Here is a 15,491-nt window from a genome sequence, read left to right as displayed (position 1 = left end):
TATTTGACGACTGCTTCATAGAATTCTATTAAAAGAGACCTTCTATTTTTCCTCGATTGTCAATCGACATATTGAGAGCGGCGGGATGCTTCGGTAATCCAGGCATAGTGAGGATGTTTCCGGTTAGACAAACGATAAAACCTGCGCCTAACTTCGGAATAAACTGACGGATATGCAAGGTGAAGTCACGCGGCTCGCCCAGATCTTTAGGATTATCAGACAAAGCATATTGTGTTTTGGCCATACAGAGAGGCAGTTTGTCCCAGCCGTTTGCCTTAATTTCCTTCAATTCGTTCAAAGCTTGCGGACTGTATTCGATTTGATTGCCCCCATAAATTTCTTTCACTAGGCAGTCGAGTTTGTCTTCAATACTGGTTTCTTCTGCTGAATAGAGAGGGGTAAAGCGGGGGTGGGCGTGATGAATTTGGTGAAGAACATCTTCTGCCAAACTTAAAGCCCCTTCTCCACCTTTAGCCCAGACTTCTGTCGTATGACAAGAGACGCCAAGAGATTGGCAAGTTTGATGAACAAAAGTGAGTTCTTCTTCTGTATCTTGAATAAAACGGTTCACCGCCACGACCACAGGAACGCCATATTTTTGCATCGTTACAATATGGTGCTTCAAGTTAGAGATCCCACGCTCTAAGGCCGCAAAGTCGTCCCCCTTGCCGTGATGCTTCAAGGCACGAATCGTCGCCACGATGACTACGGCCTCTGGATGTTGACCGAGAACAGGCATCTTAATGTCCATGAATTTTTCAGCGCCAAGGTCAGCTCCAAAGCCTGCTTCTGTAACCACATAATCTGATAAACGTAAAGCAGTATCTGTTGCAATCACAGAGTTACAGCCGTGAGCAATGTTCGCAAAAGGCCCTCCATGAATGAGCGCTGGCGTGTGTTCTAAAGTTTGAACCAAATTTGGTAAAATCGCATCTTTCATCAATAAAGACATGGCACCTGCGCAACCTAGATCTTGAACTCGAATCGGCGTCTTATCTCTCCGATAGGCCACAATCATTTGATTAAAGCGGTCTGTCATTTCTTCTAAATCTCGAGAGAGACAAAGAACGGCCATAATTTCTGAAGCCACTGTAATGTCAAAGCCGTCTTCACGCACATAACCGTTGCCTGGCGTTCCTAAACCAAGGACCACATGACGCAATACCCGGTCGTTCATATCGATACACCGTTTCCAAATAATGCGGCGACTATCGATTCCTAATTCATTTCCTTGTTGGATATGATTATCAATTAAAGCTGCCAGCAAGTTATTCGTAGCGGTAATGGCATGAATATCTCCTGTAAAGTGAAGATTAATATCCTCCATAGGGACGACTTGCGCATAGCCTCCGCCAGCTGCACCTCCTTTTAAACCCATGGTTGGTCCAAGAGAAGGTTCTCTTAAAGTAATCATCACTTTCTTGTTCAGGCGATGAAGGGCATCTCCTAATCCAATAGTCACTGTAGATTTTCCTTCCCCAGCTGGTGTTGGATTAATAGCAGTTACTAAAATTAAGTGACCGCGTGGATGGCTTTGTAATCGCATCAAGCCTTCATGACTAATTTTCGCTTTATCATGCCCGTACGGTAATATTTCTTCTGGTTTTAACCCACAGGCCTTCGCAATGTCTTCGATTGGTAATGATTGATTATTTTGTGCAATTTGAATATCACTGTCCATAGCTGCCCTCCAATATTTTCAATAGAATAGGTAATAGAATAGGTCTAGTATACTATAAAGTGTAAGAAAAATGACTAAATTTTAGAAAATTTTCCTGAAATTTAGTCGTTTTTCCGAACTTTATTATTATATTCCCTTCATTTGTTCGTTCTATACCTTAGGATAGAGAGTGCGTCTTCTCTCCAGCAAAGAACTCTATTTTTCTTCATCCATGTCTAAGATAGCCATAAAGGCCTCTTGTGGCACCTCTACTTGACCTACAGCCTTCATACGCTTCTTCCCTTCTTTTTGTTTCTTCAATAATTTTTGACGACGGGTAACATCTCCTCCATAGAGTTTGGCCGTCACGTCTTTGCGGTAAGCTTTGATCGTAGTTCTAGCAATAATCTTGTGACCAATCGCCGCTTGAACAGGAATCTCAAACATTTGTCTTGGAATCACTTCCTTGAGTTTTTCTGTGAGCTTCCGTCCCCTATCATAGGCAAAGTCCTTATGAACAATCGTCGAGAGGGCATCAACTGGATCCCCACTTAAGAGAATATCTAACTTCACTAATTGACTTGGCTTATAGCCCACAATAGAGTAATCCAGAGAAGCGTATCCCTTAGTGGAAGATTTGAGCCGGTCAAAGAAATCAAAAATAACTTCATTAAGCGGCATTTCGTAGATCACATTCACTCGAATATCATCAAGATATTCCATATTGACGAAATTTCCCCGCTTGCGCTGAGCCAATTCCATCACATTTCCGACGTATTCTTGAGGAACCATGATTTCCGCTTTTACATAAGGTTCTTCAATGCGATTCACTTGAGTAGAATCAGGCATTTGAGAAGGATTCGAGACTTCAATCATTTCACCGTCTGTTTTAAAGACATGAAAAATAACAGAAGGCGCTGTAATGATCAAGTTCAATCCAAAATCCCGCTCCAACCGCTCTTGGGTAACGTCCATATGGAGCATCCCCAAGAAACCACACCTAAATCCAAAACCGAGTGCCTGAGAAGATTCCGGTTCAAAGGTCAAGGAGGCATCGTTCAATTGGAGTTTTTCGAGCGCATCCCGAAGATCTGAATAGTCTCTCGAGTCTACAGGATACAATCCACTGTAGACCATAGGAAGCATAGGCCGATACCCTGGTAAAGCTTCTGTAGTTGGACGAGAGGCCAAAGTGACCGTATCTCCTACTTTGGTATCTTGGATAGTCTTAATGGAAGCTGTAATATAACCCACATCTCCAGCCATCAAGTAATCCCGACTCATCGCTTGAGGGGACATAATGCCGACCTCTGTCACATCAAATTGTTTGCCGTTCGACATTAACTCAATCTTATCTCCTGGTTGAACAATTCCATTCATAATCCGAACACTCAGCACCACGCCACGATAAGGATCATACACCGAATCGAAGATAAGGGCTTGCAATGGAGCATCTAAATCTCCTGTTGGGGCAGGAATCTTACTTACTAATTGCTCTAAAATTTCATCGATTCCAATCCCAGTTTTGGCACTACACAAGACCGCATCCGAAGCATCGATCCCAATAATATCTTCAATTTCTTGTTTGGCGAGCTCTGGATTGGCTGAAGGAAGGTCGATCTTATTCACGACGGGGACAAGTTCAAGGTCATTCTCCACCGCTAAGTAGGCATTAGCGAGCGTTTGGGCCTCTACCCCTTGCGCCGCATCTACTACGAGAATAGCCCCTTCACACGCTGCCAGACTCCGAGACACTTCATAGGCAAAGTCGACATGTCCTGGGGTATCAATCAGGTGGAAGATATAGGTCTCTCCATCTTGAGACTTATACTCTAGTTCCACCGCATTCAATTTAATGGTAATCCCACGCTCTTGCTCTAAATCCATGGAATCTAAAAGTTGATCATGCATCTCCCGGTCTGAAACGGTACCTGTCTTCTGCAAAATCCGATCCGCTAAGGTCGACTTGCCGTGGTCAATATGCGCCACAATCGAAAAATTACGAATCCGTTTCTGGCGTTCTTGAAGTTCTTTCATATCAAGTGTTTTACTCACTAATTCTTTCACTTCCTTTGTTCACTCAAATAGAATCATTTTTTATTATAACAGAAATCCCTCTCTTCGCCTAATCTTCCTCCTATATTTTGAAGAATCTCTTCTGTATAGGCCTTCCCTCCTCCCCACACTAAAGAAAAATCGATAAGACATTGACAAGCTCCTCGAAGCGTGCTAAATTGGCGGTGAGAAAGCGCTTTACTATAAAGTGATTAATTTTTAAGGGATTAAAGGAGCTTAACTATGAAACAATTGTCTATGCATCCAATCATCCATAAATTTGATTCGGCACGTGAATTCGCTGACGCTTTTCATCTAGGAAAGGGAGATGTCGTCCTCACCAACCGCTACCTCTGGGAACCTTACTTTGGCTCACTTCAAATAGATTGTACAGTCATTTACCAAGAGGAATTCGGTCAAGGGGAACCCAGCGACACTATGGTAGACGCCATCATGCATTCCATCGAATCTGCCCTCCTAAGAAGAAGCTAAGTTCTAAAAAGACACACAAAAAGGCGGTAGTACTACCGCCTTTTAACTTGCCTTCTATGAGAAAGCATCTCTTAATTTATCAAAGAAATTCTTTTCTGCTTCAGTCACATTATCTCCAGAAGCCTTCGCGTAAGCTCTAAGGGCTTCTTTTTGTTTTTCGTTCAAAGATTTAGGCGTAACCACACGAACGTGGACGAGTTGATCGCCCATTTGATCTCGATTTAAGATAGGGGCTCCCTTGCCTCTTAAGCGGATCACATCGCCGCTCTGAGTACCCGCAGGCACTTTTAACTTCACCTTGCCATGAACGGTAGGCACTTCGACTTCATCCCCAAGAGCTGCTTGAGCAAAGTTAATCGGTAACTCGATTGAAATCTGAGCGCCTTTGCGATTGTAAATATCAGAAGGTTGAACACTGAAGACTACATACAAGTCCCCGTTCGGTCCGCCATTATAGCCAGCGTTCCCTTGTCTGGACAGACGGATTGATTGGCCATCTTCCACCCCAGCAGGGACTTTGACTTTCACTGTATGATTCTTCTCTTCCCGGCCACTTCCGCCACAAGAAGTACATTTCTCAACAATGACTTCACCAGTTCCCTGGCAGTTTGGACAGGTTGTTTGGGTAGCCATTTGTCCAAATGGTGTATTCCGGACTTGTTGAACGATCCCTTGACCGTGACATTGCGAACAGGTTTCTTTTCCTGAGCCGCCTTTGGCTCCCGTCCCTTCACAGGAATGACATGCTTCTTCCCGTTTGTAGCGAATAGTTTCTTCCGTCCCGAAGACGGCTTCCTCGAACTTAAGATCGAGTGTATATTGGAGATCGTCTCCTTGACGAGGCGCATTGGCCTGACGTCCAGAAGAATAACCGCCAAAGCCTCCGCCTCCTCCGAAGAACTGACTAAAGATATCATCAAAACCAGAGAATCCTTGACTAGAGTATTGGTAAGAACCTCCACCAAAGCCACCATTAGCACCGGCATGGCCAAATTGGTCATATTGTTGGCGTTTCTTTTCATCGCCTAAGACTTCATAAGCTTCTGTTACTTCTTTATATTTTTCTTCTGCACCGGGTTCTTTATTGAGATCGGGATGGTATTTTTTAGCGAGTTGTCGATAAGCCTGCTTGATCTCTTTTTGGCTAGCGTCTTTGGAGACACCTAGGACGTCATAGTAATCACGTTTTCCTGCCATCATAAACCTCCCCCTTTTGGTTCTATTTTAACAAAAGATTGTCCCTGCCTCTCGACAGGGACATCTCGAATACTTTATTTATTATTTGTCGTCGTCTACTTCTTCGAAGTCGCCTTCAACAGTGCCGTCATCTTTCTTCTTGTTATCACTTGCTTGACCAGAAGCGGCTTGTTGTTCTGCTTGGTTCGCTTGGTAGAGTTTCATGGTAAGTTGTTGAAGGACTTCCATTAATTCATCCTTCTTCTTCTTCATGTCTTCTGTGTTATTTGCTTCTCGAGCAGCCTTCAATTCATCTTTTAAGCTGTTGGCTTTATCAATTTCAGGTTGATCGACTTTGCCTTCGACGTCTTTGGTGGTCTTTTCTGTTTGATGAATGAGTTGATCAACTTCATTCTTCAAATCAGCTTCTTCTTTACGTTTTTCGTCTTCTTCTGCGTGAGCTTCGGCATCTTTCATCATCCGATCAATTTCTTCATCGGTTAAGCCGGAGTTGGATTGAATAGTAATAGCTTGTTCTTTACCGGTTCCTTTGTCCTTGGCAGAAACATTAACGATACCGTTCTTATCAATATCGAAGGTGACTTCAATTTGAGGAATTCCACGAGGAGCTGGATTAATGTCGGTTAATTGGAAGCGGCCCAAGGTCTTGTTATCTGCAGCCATTGGACGTTCCCCTTGAAGGACGTGAATATCTACGGCAGGTTGGTTATCTGCAGCAGTGGAGAAGACTTGAGATTTAGAGGTTGGGATGGTTGTGTTCCGATCGATCAATTTGGTGAAGACACCACCCATGGTTTCAATCCCTAAGGAAAGTGGGGTAACATCCAAGAGGACAACATCCTTGACATCCCCTGTAATCACACCACCTTGAATCGCAGCACCCATAGCCACCACTTCGTCTGGGTTCACAGAACGGTTAGGTTCTTTACCAGTAAGTTCTTTAACGTGGTCAACCACTGCTGGGATACGTGTAGAACCACCCACTAAGATAACTTGGTCAATTTCACTCTTGCTCAAGTCAGCATCTTGTAAAGCCCGTTGAACAGGGTTAGTGGTCCGTTCAACGAGGTCTTCTGTTAATTCATTGAATTTCACACGTGTTAAGGTGACTTCTAAGTGTAAAGGACCATTTGCCCCTGCAGAAATAAATGGTAAGGAGATTTGAGTCGAGGTAACTCCTGAGAGATCTTTTTTCGCTTTTTCAGAAGCGTCTTTCAAACGTTGCATAGCCATCTTATCGCTAGAAAGGTCAATGCCGTTTTCTTTCTTGAAGGAATCAATCAAGTATTCTACGATACGGTGGTCAAAGTCGTCACCACCTAATTTGTTATCTCCGGCAGTAGATAAGACTTCGAAGACGCCGTCCCCTAATTCAAGGATAGACACATCGAAGGTCCCACCTCCTAAGTCAAAGACCAAAATCTTCTCTTCGTCCTTTTCTTTTTCAAGACCGTAAGCTAAAGCAGCTGCAGTCGGTTCGTTAACGATACGTTCTACTTCTAAGCCAGCAATTTTACCTGCATCTTTGGTGGCTTGACGTTGAGCGTCATTAAAGTAAGCAGGAACGGTGATAACAGCTTTGGTGACTTTATCCCCTAAGTAATCTTCTGCGTAGCCTTTTAAGTATTGTAAGATCATGGCAGAAATTTCTTGTGGCGTATAATCTTTGTTATTTGCATGTTCTTTGTAGCCATCTTCGCCCATGTGACGTTTGATGGAAGCAACGGTATCAGGGTTCGTCACCATTTGACGTTTAGCGACTTCCCCAACTTGAATTTCCCCATCTTTGAAGGCAACAACAGAAGGTGTTGTCCGGTTACCTTCTGGGTTAGGAATAATCTTAGGTTCATTCCCTTCTAACACTGCAACAGCTGAGTTTGTTGTTCCTAAGTCAATACCAATAATTTTACTCATTATAAATTCCCCTTTTCTCTTCAACTATTGTGCGACAACAACCATGGCTGGTCGTAGGACGCGATCTTTCAAAACATAGCCTTTTTGGTAAACTTCCACGACTGTATTCGCTTCTTGTCCCTCTTCAAGAGGAACAGAAGACACCGATTGATGGAAATTCGGATCGAAGATTTCCCCTTTAGGGTTAATTTCTTCAATTCCTTCTTCTTTAAAGGCATGTTGCATACTTTCAAGAACCATTTGAATTCCACGCTTCATATTTTCGCTGGCTTCATCGTCCGCTTCAATGGCCAAGGCCCGCTCTAAGTTATCGATAGACGATAACATCTGCGTCGCTAGGCTTTGGGAACGATACTTGGCAGCGTTCTGAACTTCTGTTTTATGTCGGCGTTGGATATTTGCAATTTCAGCGGATAAACGAAGGACTTGCTCCTCCTTCTCCTGAAGAGCTTGCTCCAGCTGAGTGAGTTCATCTTCTTGGGGTTCTTCAGCCCCTTCTTCCTCAAGGGAAGTCTTTTCTTCTTCACATTCAGCTGTTTCCTCCAAAACGTCTTCTTTTTCTTCTTTGGCTTCTACTTTTTCTTCAGTAACCGCCTCTTGTTTTAATTTTTCATCTGTTTTTGCCATTCATTTTTCCCTCCTCACAGTGATAATAGGAATCGATGTAGTGGCAGAGCTCTACTCTCACACCCTGGAAAAGTTGGGCCATCCGTAAATAGGACATATTCTCAGGGCCAAGGATTGCCACAGAGATTGTCTGATGAGCGCTTGGTCCTTCCAACTGAGCAGTCATCACGCTTAAATGATCCAATCCTTCAATCGATAAGTCACGTCCTATTTTAACTTGGATGCCTTGCTCACTCGGAGTAAGCATCTGATTCATCTGATCAGGATTACTTAAGAGTTGATTCAAGTAGTCAATCTGATCAATATCGTCGGATTCGTAAAGATAATGATAGAGATTATTCTTTCCTTGAACATATACGCGCTGTGTATTGACCTTATTCAGCAGGTATTCCATCATGGATCCCTGACCAATCAACTGTTGAACGGATTCATTCAGGTAATGGAAGAAATCTGTCCTGAGTTTGGTCATAACAGTGGTCAAATCACACCCTACGAGTTCTCGGTTGATCAATCGAACCATTTGTTCAAGATCTTCTTCTTCAATAGAAACCGGCAATCTAAAAATCTGATTTTCAACCACTCCTTCTTCTGTAACCAATATCGCCATCACTTGGTGGGAGGCAATAGGAACTAATCGAAAACCGGCTAGATGGAACTCTCTTGCACTAGGACCTAAAGCAATTGCCACATAATTGGTTAACTCTGCTAATAAGCTTGTCGACCGATTGACAATCTCTCCTAAAGCAAGATAAGGAACTTGGAAAACTTCCTGCAACCGCCTAGAATCTTCAGTGCTTAGTCCCGAATCAATAGCTCCGCCATACTCTGGCATAATAAAGTTAATATAGTAACGATAGCCCGCTTCTGTGGGCACCCGTCCAGAAGAAGAATGCATCTTAGCAATTAACCCCTGTTTTTCTAATCGTACCATTTCGTTACGAATAGTGGCTGAGGACGCTTCGATGCCTGTCAAACCCAACAAAGTTTTGGATCCCACAGGTTCTCCACTGGCACTATAGGCATCAATAATCGCTTTTAAAATCAGCGTTTGCCGCTTTGTCAACATCTCATCACCTTCTTTTAGCACTTGGCGACTTCAACTGCTAACATGTTTATATCATAGCATCTTTTAAAAAATATGTCAACAAAAGTCAAACATTTTTTTGACTTTATTTCTTTTGGTAAATTGCAATATCAAATGCATATTTAAATTCAAAAATTTCAGTTTCATGCAAAATAGCTAAAAGGCTGATAAAATCAATCATTCTTGGCCCATTTTCTCAAGCTTAAAGCGCTTGATTACCATTTAGAGATTCAAGGGGACTGCGTAGCGGCCCTTGACTGGCCCACCCTGAATCTCTCTGAATCTCTAAACTTTGTTAAGCACTTTAACCTACTTCTCTAAGGGGATCCTGAAGTTTCGCAACTTCCATGATGTAACAGTCATTGGGCGTTTGATAATCTAAGATCTTTCTGAAGCGATTGTTTATAGTATTCGTGTAGTGTGCCAACTCTTGTTATATCAGATTTTTAAAGCTGGTCCCTTTAGGCAAGAATTCTCTTAACATGCGATTATGCCTTTCGTTAGTTCCTTTTTCCCAGGCAGAATAAACGTGAGTGAAAAAGACTTCTATATCTTTTAGTCCGTTTTCAAGTTGTGACAGATTAGAAAATTCACTTTCGTTATCGGTCGTTAAGGTTTTTAAATACTCTTGGTCCTCTTTGAGAATCATCTTTTTTACGGATTTTACAATTGAAGCGACATCCCACTTCCAAGTCTTCTGGGTGAGAAGTTTTCGCGTTTTCCGTTCAACTAGAGTAATAATACACGGCTCTTCTTTCCTATCACGAGATCAAACTCCCAATGACCAAATTCTTCTCTGGAAAGAATGGCTGGGCATCGTTGATCAATACTTTTTCCGAATAACTTTTTATCCATTCCTCGTAGTTCACTTGATTGCTTTCTTGGGCGAATCCGTGTTTTCATAGGAAGATCAATATTTTTCACTCTTAATATCCCAAGCTTTATATATTTATACATCGTTTTGGGGCAAGGCTTTAACCAACCGATTTTCTAAAATTTCTATAGAATTAATTTCTGCTGAAAAACTAATAACAAACGAATCCTTCGACGACTAACTGGATATTTTTCATAAGACGTTGCAAAGTGAATAACAATAAAAGCAATATCTTCTGAATTTAGACGTAAGCCATTAAAAGCTTTGGAGAAATTTTCATTCACCGCTTCAAATAATTCCTCGTACTGCTCTGCAATTGTTCCCAATAAAGAATTCAAACCAGTCTGAACATCTAAAGGCTGAAGGCGATTAAGCCTTGCTTGAATATGAGTTACTAAGTTATAGTAAAGTTCTTCATCCTGCCCAAAATCATTGCCAATAGACTGGGAAACTCCCTCAATTAATTGGCTAACTTGATACAATAATTGGCTGTCATAATGTTCGATTAGTAGTTGCTTCAAAGATTTATAGTTCACGTCATTCAATTGCTGAGCAAAGAAATAACACTCATTTATTGAAAAATTTTGTTTCAATTCTATAGATAGCCAAGATAAAAAAGAACGCCTTGCTCACGTTCCTTCTTAATAATTATTCTTTTATCATCTACAAAGTTCTCTAAACAAAAAACCCTATACATCTGAAGCAGATAAATACCTACCCACAAACATATAGGGCCTAAAAAAAGAGCATATAAATGCTCTTCCTGCCTACGACAAACATAATTGTTATTCAAATAATATCTATAAACAAATCCATAAGAATCAACAAACAAACCACTATTGAGACCTTCGCCAACAATCCCTTCATTCTTTCTAATAGGTCCAATCTCCCTTTATTTTTGGTAGGGCTCTAAGTTTTTGGCGAGGGCTTGACACTTGGCCTTATCATGCGCTAACTGGTCAATCATCGCTTCAATAGAAGCGAACTTCTGCTCCTGGCGCAAGTATTTATAGAAGAAAATCGTTAATTCTTCACCATAAATCTCTTCATTAAAGTCAAAGAGATTGATCTCGAGGGTACGTTCATTGTTATCTCCGAAAGTAATATTATGTCCAATTGAAGCCATTCCCCAGTACAAACGATGCTGCCACTCACATTGAACCAAGTAGACACCTACTTCTGGCATCAAAGTAGAGGCTGGCGTATAGATATTGGCAGTCGGATAACCGAGTGTTCTTCCACGTTTGAAGCCGTTAATTACGGTTCCCTTAAAGAAATACTGATAACCTAGCCCTTCATTGGCGGCCTCAAGGTCACCTGATAGGAGCTGCTTTCTGATCGCTTGAGAAGCGATCTTCTTTTCGCCCTTGTTCAAGGCAGGGACTTCAATAATTTGGAATCTTCCCTTAGCATAAGTAGCTAGTTTCTCCATATTCGCCGTTCCTTTGTCCCCGTAAGTATAATCAAAACCAGCCACAACCACTTTGGCCCCTAAGTCGACCAGGTATTGATCCACAAAATCTTGCGGACTTAACTGACAAAAGGCACTGGTGTAGTCCACGACATAGACCTTGTCCACGCCGTTCTTAGCCAAGAGACGGATTTTCTCTGGGAGTTGGGTGAGATAGTTCATCTTATCCGGATGTAAGCTACGATTAATGATCAAAGGCGAACGGTTAAAAGTCATCACAGCCAGTGGCAGCTGTCGCTTTATCGCTTCTTCCTTCGCTGCTTGAATGACTGCTTGATGACCACAATGCACCCCATCAAAAAAGCCTAAACATAAAACCATATCCTCACTTGTCACTTGCTGAGGTGCATAAGGATGATGAATCGTGATGACTTCCATAAATACCCTCTCTTCTTCCTTTCGTTCCTTCAATTAAAACATCTTATAAGGCTTCATCTGGTCCGCTTGATCAGGATGGGCTTGGTAGATGGCAATCAACTCGCCCTGGTCGTAGATCCTTAAGGGGAGTTGATCTCTCAAATTTTCTGGTAAATTGTTTTGATTTAAGACGGCCCCATTCCGAAACCAGTTGGCTTGTTCTGGCCTAACCTCATAAGCCGGCAGGTCCTTTAAAACCTCATCCATTTCTATAAGGAAACCCCTTCTCCCTTCTTCACAGAGGGATTGAATGGTCTCTAGTCGGAAGCAATCCGCCGCTTGAAAAGGACTCGCTTCCGTCCGCGTCAGCTGCGTCATCGTTGCCGGATAACCGAGGACTTTCCCCAGGTCTGTTGCTAGTGTCCGGACATAGGTCCCCTTACCACAGATCACTTCAAAATTAAAGGAAACTTCTTTTCTTTTACCATCATAACATACAGGAGAGGTCAAAAGAAAGCGGTCTATTCTCACTTGCCGCTTGGGACGTTCGACACTCTCCCCTTTTCTGGCGTATTCATAGAGCTTGCGCCCCTTGACCTTGACCGCCGAATACATGGGAGGGATCTGAGTAATCCATCCCTCCAAAGACAGCATGCCTTCTTCAATGACCTTGTCACTCAGGGGGCCAGGGACAGCTACACGCGCCACTTCCTCGCCTTCCCTATCCTCTGTCGTCGTTTGAAAGCCCAAGGTGATCTCCCCTTGGTAGGTCTTGGTCTTATCCATGAGAAGATCCGACAGTTTAGTGGCCTTCCCCACGCATACGACCAAGACCCCATCCACTCCCGGATCCAAGGTGCCAGTATGGCCGACTTTCTTCGTTTTCAAAATTTTTCGTAAACGGAAGACACAGTCATGACTGGTCATTCCTCTCTCCTTCCATAGAGGGATAATTCCATCCATCTCTTCTACCTCTTCTTTCCCTAAAAGCCCTGTCCATGCGCTCAACCCGTGCTCACTAGGTCACGCCCTCATGCCATCACGCCTGAGCTAGACAGTCGCCACAAAATCTTCAATAAATTCACAAAAAACATCCGCATACTTGTCGGCTTTTACACGACCTACCCCTGAAATCTCTAAGAAGTCCCCATAGCTTGTCGGTTTTTCCTCTACCATCTCCAATAAACTCTGGTTATTGAACACAATATAGGCAGGCACCCCTTCTTCATCAGCTAAGTCTCCTCGCAATTCCCGCAAGCCTTCATAGAGTTCCTGATCTGCCTCCGACAAACCAAATGTCGAGTCTCCAGTAGAAGCAACAGATCCCCTCTCCGTTTGTAGGTTGGATTGAGAAGCATAGGTCGAAGCCTTCACCCAGAGCTTGGCTTCCCCTCTCAACAGGGAAAGAGCCTGCTCTTGAACGATCAACCCCTTGTGACTATTCAAAGCGAGGTAACCCTGGCCAATCAATTGGGCGATAATTTGTTTAATCGTTTTCTCAGGGACGGTCTTCATCACGCCATAAGTGGACAAGCGGTCAAAACCCTTGTCCCGAATTTTTTGTTGTTTTCTTCCCTTTAAGACCTCCGTCAAGAGGGTCATCCCATAAGCCTGCCGCATTCTGACTAAACAGGAGAGAATCATCTGAGCATGTCGGGTGGCATCCTGCCGCTTAAAGACTCCCAAGCAAGACGAGCAATTGCCACAAGGTCCTGTCATTTCTTCCCCAAAATAAGCGAGAAGGCGCTGCCTTAAGCAGGTTGCACAATTCGCGTATTGAATCATGGCCTCTAGTCGCTCATGAACAGTCGGCTCACAGCTCTCCTGGATAAGGAGCTTGCAGGTGATAATGTCCGCTGGCGAATAGAAAAGGCGAGCAGTTGCCGACAAGCCGTCCCTTCCAGCCCGCCCCGCCTCTTGGTAATAAGACTCGAGGTTGGTGGGAAGATTGTAGTGGATGACTGCCCGCACATCCGGCTTATCGATTCCCATCCCGAAAGCATTCGTTGCCACGATAATATTCGCTTTTTCATAAATAAACTGGTTCTGAGCTTTTTCTCGCGCTTCTGCTGACAGACCGGCATGGTAGGCACACACCGCATAGCCCTTCTCCGCCAGGTAAGTCTGAAGCTTGTCGACTTGCTTACGTGAGGAAGCATAGATAATGGTCGATTCTTCTGGATTCAAGCAGTCTAACAAAGCTTTCTTCTTATCAGCAGGTTCTTCCACCAGCCACTGTAAGTTTGGCCGATCGAAGGAATTCACTCGGATGAGCGGATGATTTAACTGCAGCTGGTCGACAATATCCTTCTGCACACGCTGGGTGGCTGTTGCTGTAAAAGCAGAAATAATCGGCCGATAGGGAAGTGACTGAATAAAGCCAGCGATCTGACGGTAAGCTTGGCGGAAGTCATGACCCCACTGTGACACACAGTGAGCCTCATCCACAGCCACTTGCCGAATCTTGACCTCCTGCATCAAAGTAAGGAAGTGTGGCGTGTTCAACCGCTCTGGCGCCACATACAAGAGCTTAATCTCTCCACAGCGAACTTGCTGAACCACGTCGAAATAAGCCTTCCCTTCTAAGGAAGAATTGATAAAGGCACTCCCTATTCCATGCTCTCTGAGACTATCTACCTGATCTTTCATCAGAGAGATCAAGGGAGACACCACGACTGTCAGCCCCTCCAATAATAGCGCAGGCAGTTGATAGCAGATCGATTTACCCCCACCTGTTGGCAGGATCCCCAACACATCACGTTCAGACAGGATGCCTTCAATGAGTTCTTTTTGCCCGGAACGAAAGGCTTTATATCCGAAATGTTCCTCCAAGGCTTCTTCTAAAGTCATGCTGTCCGCTCCCTTCAATAACTTCCATTATAACAGAAGTCTATCCGCATACACAAATTCCTCTAAAATTTCATCCAGCCAAAAACCCCCTCTCTCTAAACAAAAAAAACACACCTTCCAAAGAAAGTGTGTCTCTATTCATTTATTTCTCAATGGTATTTCAGGCTTACTTACTAAAATCAAACCGCCGAGCGATCGGATAAACAAGGAGTCCACCTAAGCCCATAGCAACTGCCTCAGAAGCGGCTAAGGTCCAGTAGAGGGGCCAAAAAGCTTCCTCTGCTCCTAGAAAAATGATCAAGCCAGCAATCGTAAACATGGAAAGCGAAAAGATAATCAAGAGGACAGCATACTGAATCCCTAAGCTCCACTTGGCTAAACGTGGCATCTTCTCCACAGCCTCCGCAGCTTTCTTCGCTAGGTAACGTCCCAAACTTAAAAAGACATAAGTCCCTAAACTCCCAACGATCATATCCCACATTCCGAAGGCAAAATAATTCACGATGAAAACGCCCACAGTCATGGCATACACGTAGCGTTTGTTATATAAAGCCAAAAAGTTCAAACCTTCCGACAGCCGAAACTGAAGAGGTCCAAAAGACAAGGGCGCAAAAGCCAGCGTCAACACGATATATAAAGCTGCTATTACACCTGACAAAGCCAAACCATAAGCTTCACGATTCTCACAACATCTACTCTTATTCATAACTTTCTCTCCTTTAAATAAGTGTGACTTATTTTCTTACTGCAACCAAAGGACTTAGAGTGGCTGAATCCACTGAAGAATTGCAGGTTGTTCAAACAACGAAAATAATTATAGGCAAAAAACTACAAGCAGGCAAGTAAAAATTTTCAAGTTAAATTTTAAATTAAACAAAGTATAAATTTCTAATTATCTTTTTATATTTTC

The 15,491-nt window shown here is 43.2% G+C and carries 14 protein-coding genes; 1 reads left to right on the top strand and 13 read right to left on the bottom strand.

Features of this window, described 5'->3' with window-relative positions; translation table 11 throughout:
- Positions 1 to 28: 28 nt before the first annotated feature.
- Both AWM71_RS07215 and lepA read right to left on the bottom strand, forming a co-directional pair.
- Positions 29 to 1,681, bottom strand: a complete 1,653-nt coding sequence (locus AWM71_RS07215; RefSeq protein WP_060777301.1) for a formate--tetrahydrofolate ligase — start codon at positions 1,679 to 1,681, stop codon at positions 29 to 31.
- Between the two features lie 195 nt (positions 1,682 to 1,876).
- Complete coding sequence (lepA, locus tag AWM71_RS07210) at positions 1,877 to 3,697, bottom strand: translation elongation factor 4 (RefSeq protein ID WP_060777485.1); 1,821 nt, start codon at positions 3,695 to 3,697, stop codon at positions 1,877 to 1,879.
- 261 nt (positions 3,698 to 3,958) lie between these two features.
- Here lepA and AWM71_RS07205 point away from each other — a divergent pair, with 261 nt between their 5' ends.
- On the top strand, positions 3,959 to 4,207 hold the full coding sequence (locus AWM71_RS07205) for a hypothetical protein (RefSeq protein ID WP_060777300.1): 249 nt from the start codon (positions 3,959 to 3,961) through the stop codon (positions 4,205 to 4,207).
- 54 nt (positions 4,208 to 4,261) lie between these two features.
- On the opposite strand, the gene dnaJ is transcribed toward AWM71_RS07205, so the two are convergent.
- The 11 genes from dnaJ to AWM71_RS07150 form a co-directional block, all read right to left on the bottom strand.
- Positions 4,262 to 5,404, bottom strand: a complete 1,143-nt coding sequence (gene dnaJ / locus AWM71_RS07200; RefSeq protein ID WP_060777484.1) for a molecular chaperone DnaJ — start codon at positions 5,402 to 5,404, stop codon at positions 4,262 to 4,264.
- An 81-nt stretch (positions 5,405 to 5,485) separates the two neighbouring features.
- Complete coding sequence (gene dnaK / locus AWM71_RS07195; protein WP_060777299.1) at positions 5,486 to 7,318, bottom strand: molecular chaperone DnaK; 1,833 nt, start codon at positions 7,316 to 7,318, stop codon at positions 5,486 to 5,488.
- A gap of 24 nt (positions 7,319 to 7,342) precedes the next feature.
- Entirely contained in the window at positions 7,343 to 7,945 is a 603-nt protein-coding gene (gene grpE / locus AWM71_RS07190) for a nucleotide exchange factor GrpE (protein ID WP_060777298.1), read from the bottom strand.
- Entirely contained in the window at positions 7,929 to 9,011 is a 1,083-nt protein-coding gene (gene hrcA, locus AWM71_RS07185; protein ID WP_060777297.1) for a heat-inducible transcriptional repressor HrcA, read from the bottom strand. Before hrcA ends, grpE begins: the two co-directional genes overlap by 17 nt.
- 451 nt (positions 9,012 to 9,462) lie before the next feature.
- Entirely contained in the window at positions 9,463 to 9,768 is a 306-nt protein-coding gene (locus AWM71_RS07180; RefSeq protein ID WP_236701170.1) for an IS30 family transposase, read from the bottom strand.
- Complete coding sequence (locus tag AWM71_RS07175; protein WP_060777295.1) at positions 9,759 to 9,953, bottom strand: hypothetical protein; 195 nt, start codon at positions 9,951 to 9,953, stop codon at positions 9,759 to 9,761. The genes AWM71_RS07180 and AWM71_RS07175 overlap by 10 nt, the downstream gene beginning before the upstream one ends.
- Before the next feature lie 75 nt (positions 9,954 to 10,028).
- Entirely contained in the window at positions 10,029 to 10,439 is a 411-nt protein-coding gene (locus AWM71_RS07170; protein ID WP_060777294.1) for a PRD domain-containing protein, read from the bottom strand.
- Positions 10,440 to 10,795: 356 nt separating this feature from the next.
- On the bottom strand, positions 10,796 to 11,752 hold the full coding sequence (gene ribF, locus AWM71_RS07165) for a riboflavin biosynthesis protein RibF (RefSeq protein ID WP_060777293.1): 957 nt from the start codon (positions 11,750 to 11,752) through the stop codon (positions 10,796 to 10,798).
- Between the two features lie 33 nt (positions 11,753 to 11,785).
- Complete coding sequence (truB, locus tag AWM71_RS07160) at positions 11,786 to 12,694, bottom strand: tRNA pseudouridine(55) synthase TruB (protein ID WP_060777292.1); 909 nt, start codon at positions 12,692 to 12,694, stop codon at positions 11,786 to 11,788.
- An 87-nt stretch (positions 12,695 to 12,781) separates the two neighbouring features.
- Entirely contained in the window at positions 12,782 to 14,581 is a 1,800-nt protein-coding gene (recQ, locus tag AWM71_RS07155) for a DNA helicase RecQ (protein WP_060777291.1), read from the bottom strand.
- A gap of 166 nt (positions 14,582 to 14,747) precedes the next feature.
- Positions 14,748 to 15,287: a QueT transporter family protein gene (locus AWM71_RS07150; protein WP_060777290.1), complete on the bottom strand. Its 540-nt coding sequence runs from the start codon at positions 15,285 to 15,287 to the stop codon at positions 14,748 to 14,750.
- Between the last annotated feature and the right edge of the window lie 204 nt (positions 15,288 to 15,491).

Origin of the sequence: Aerococcus christensenii (assembly GCF_001543105.1) — a bacterium.
GTDB classification, from domain to species: domain Bacteria; phylum Bacillota; class Bacilli; order Lactobacillales; family Aerococcaceae; genus Aerococcus; species Aerococcus christensenii.
This window is presented reverse-complemented; position numbering and strand designations above follow the sequence as displayed.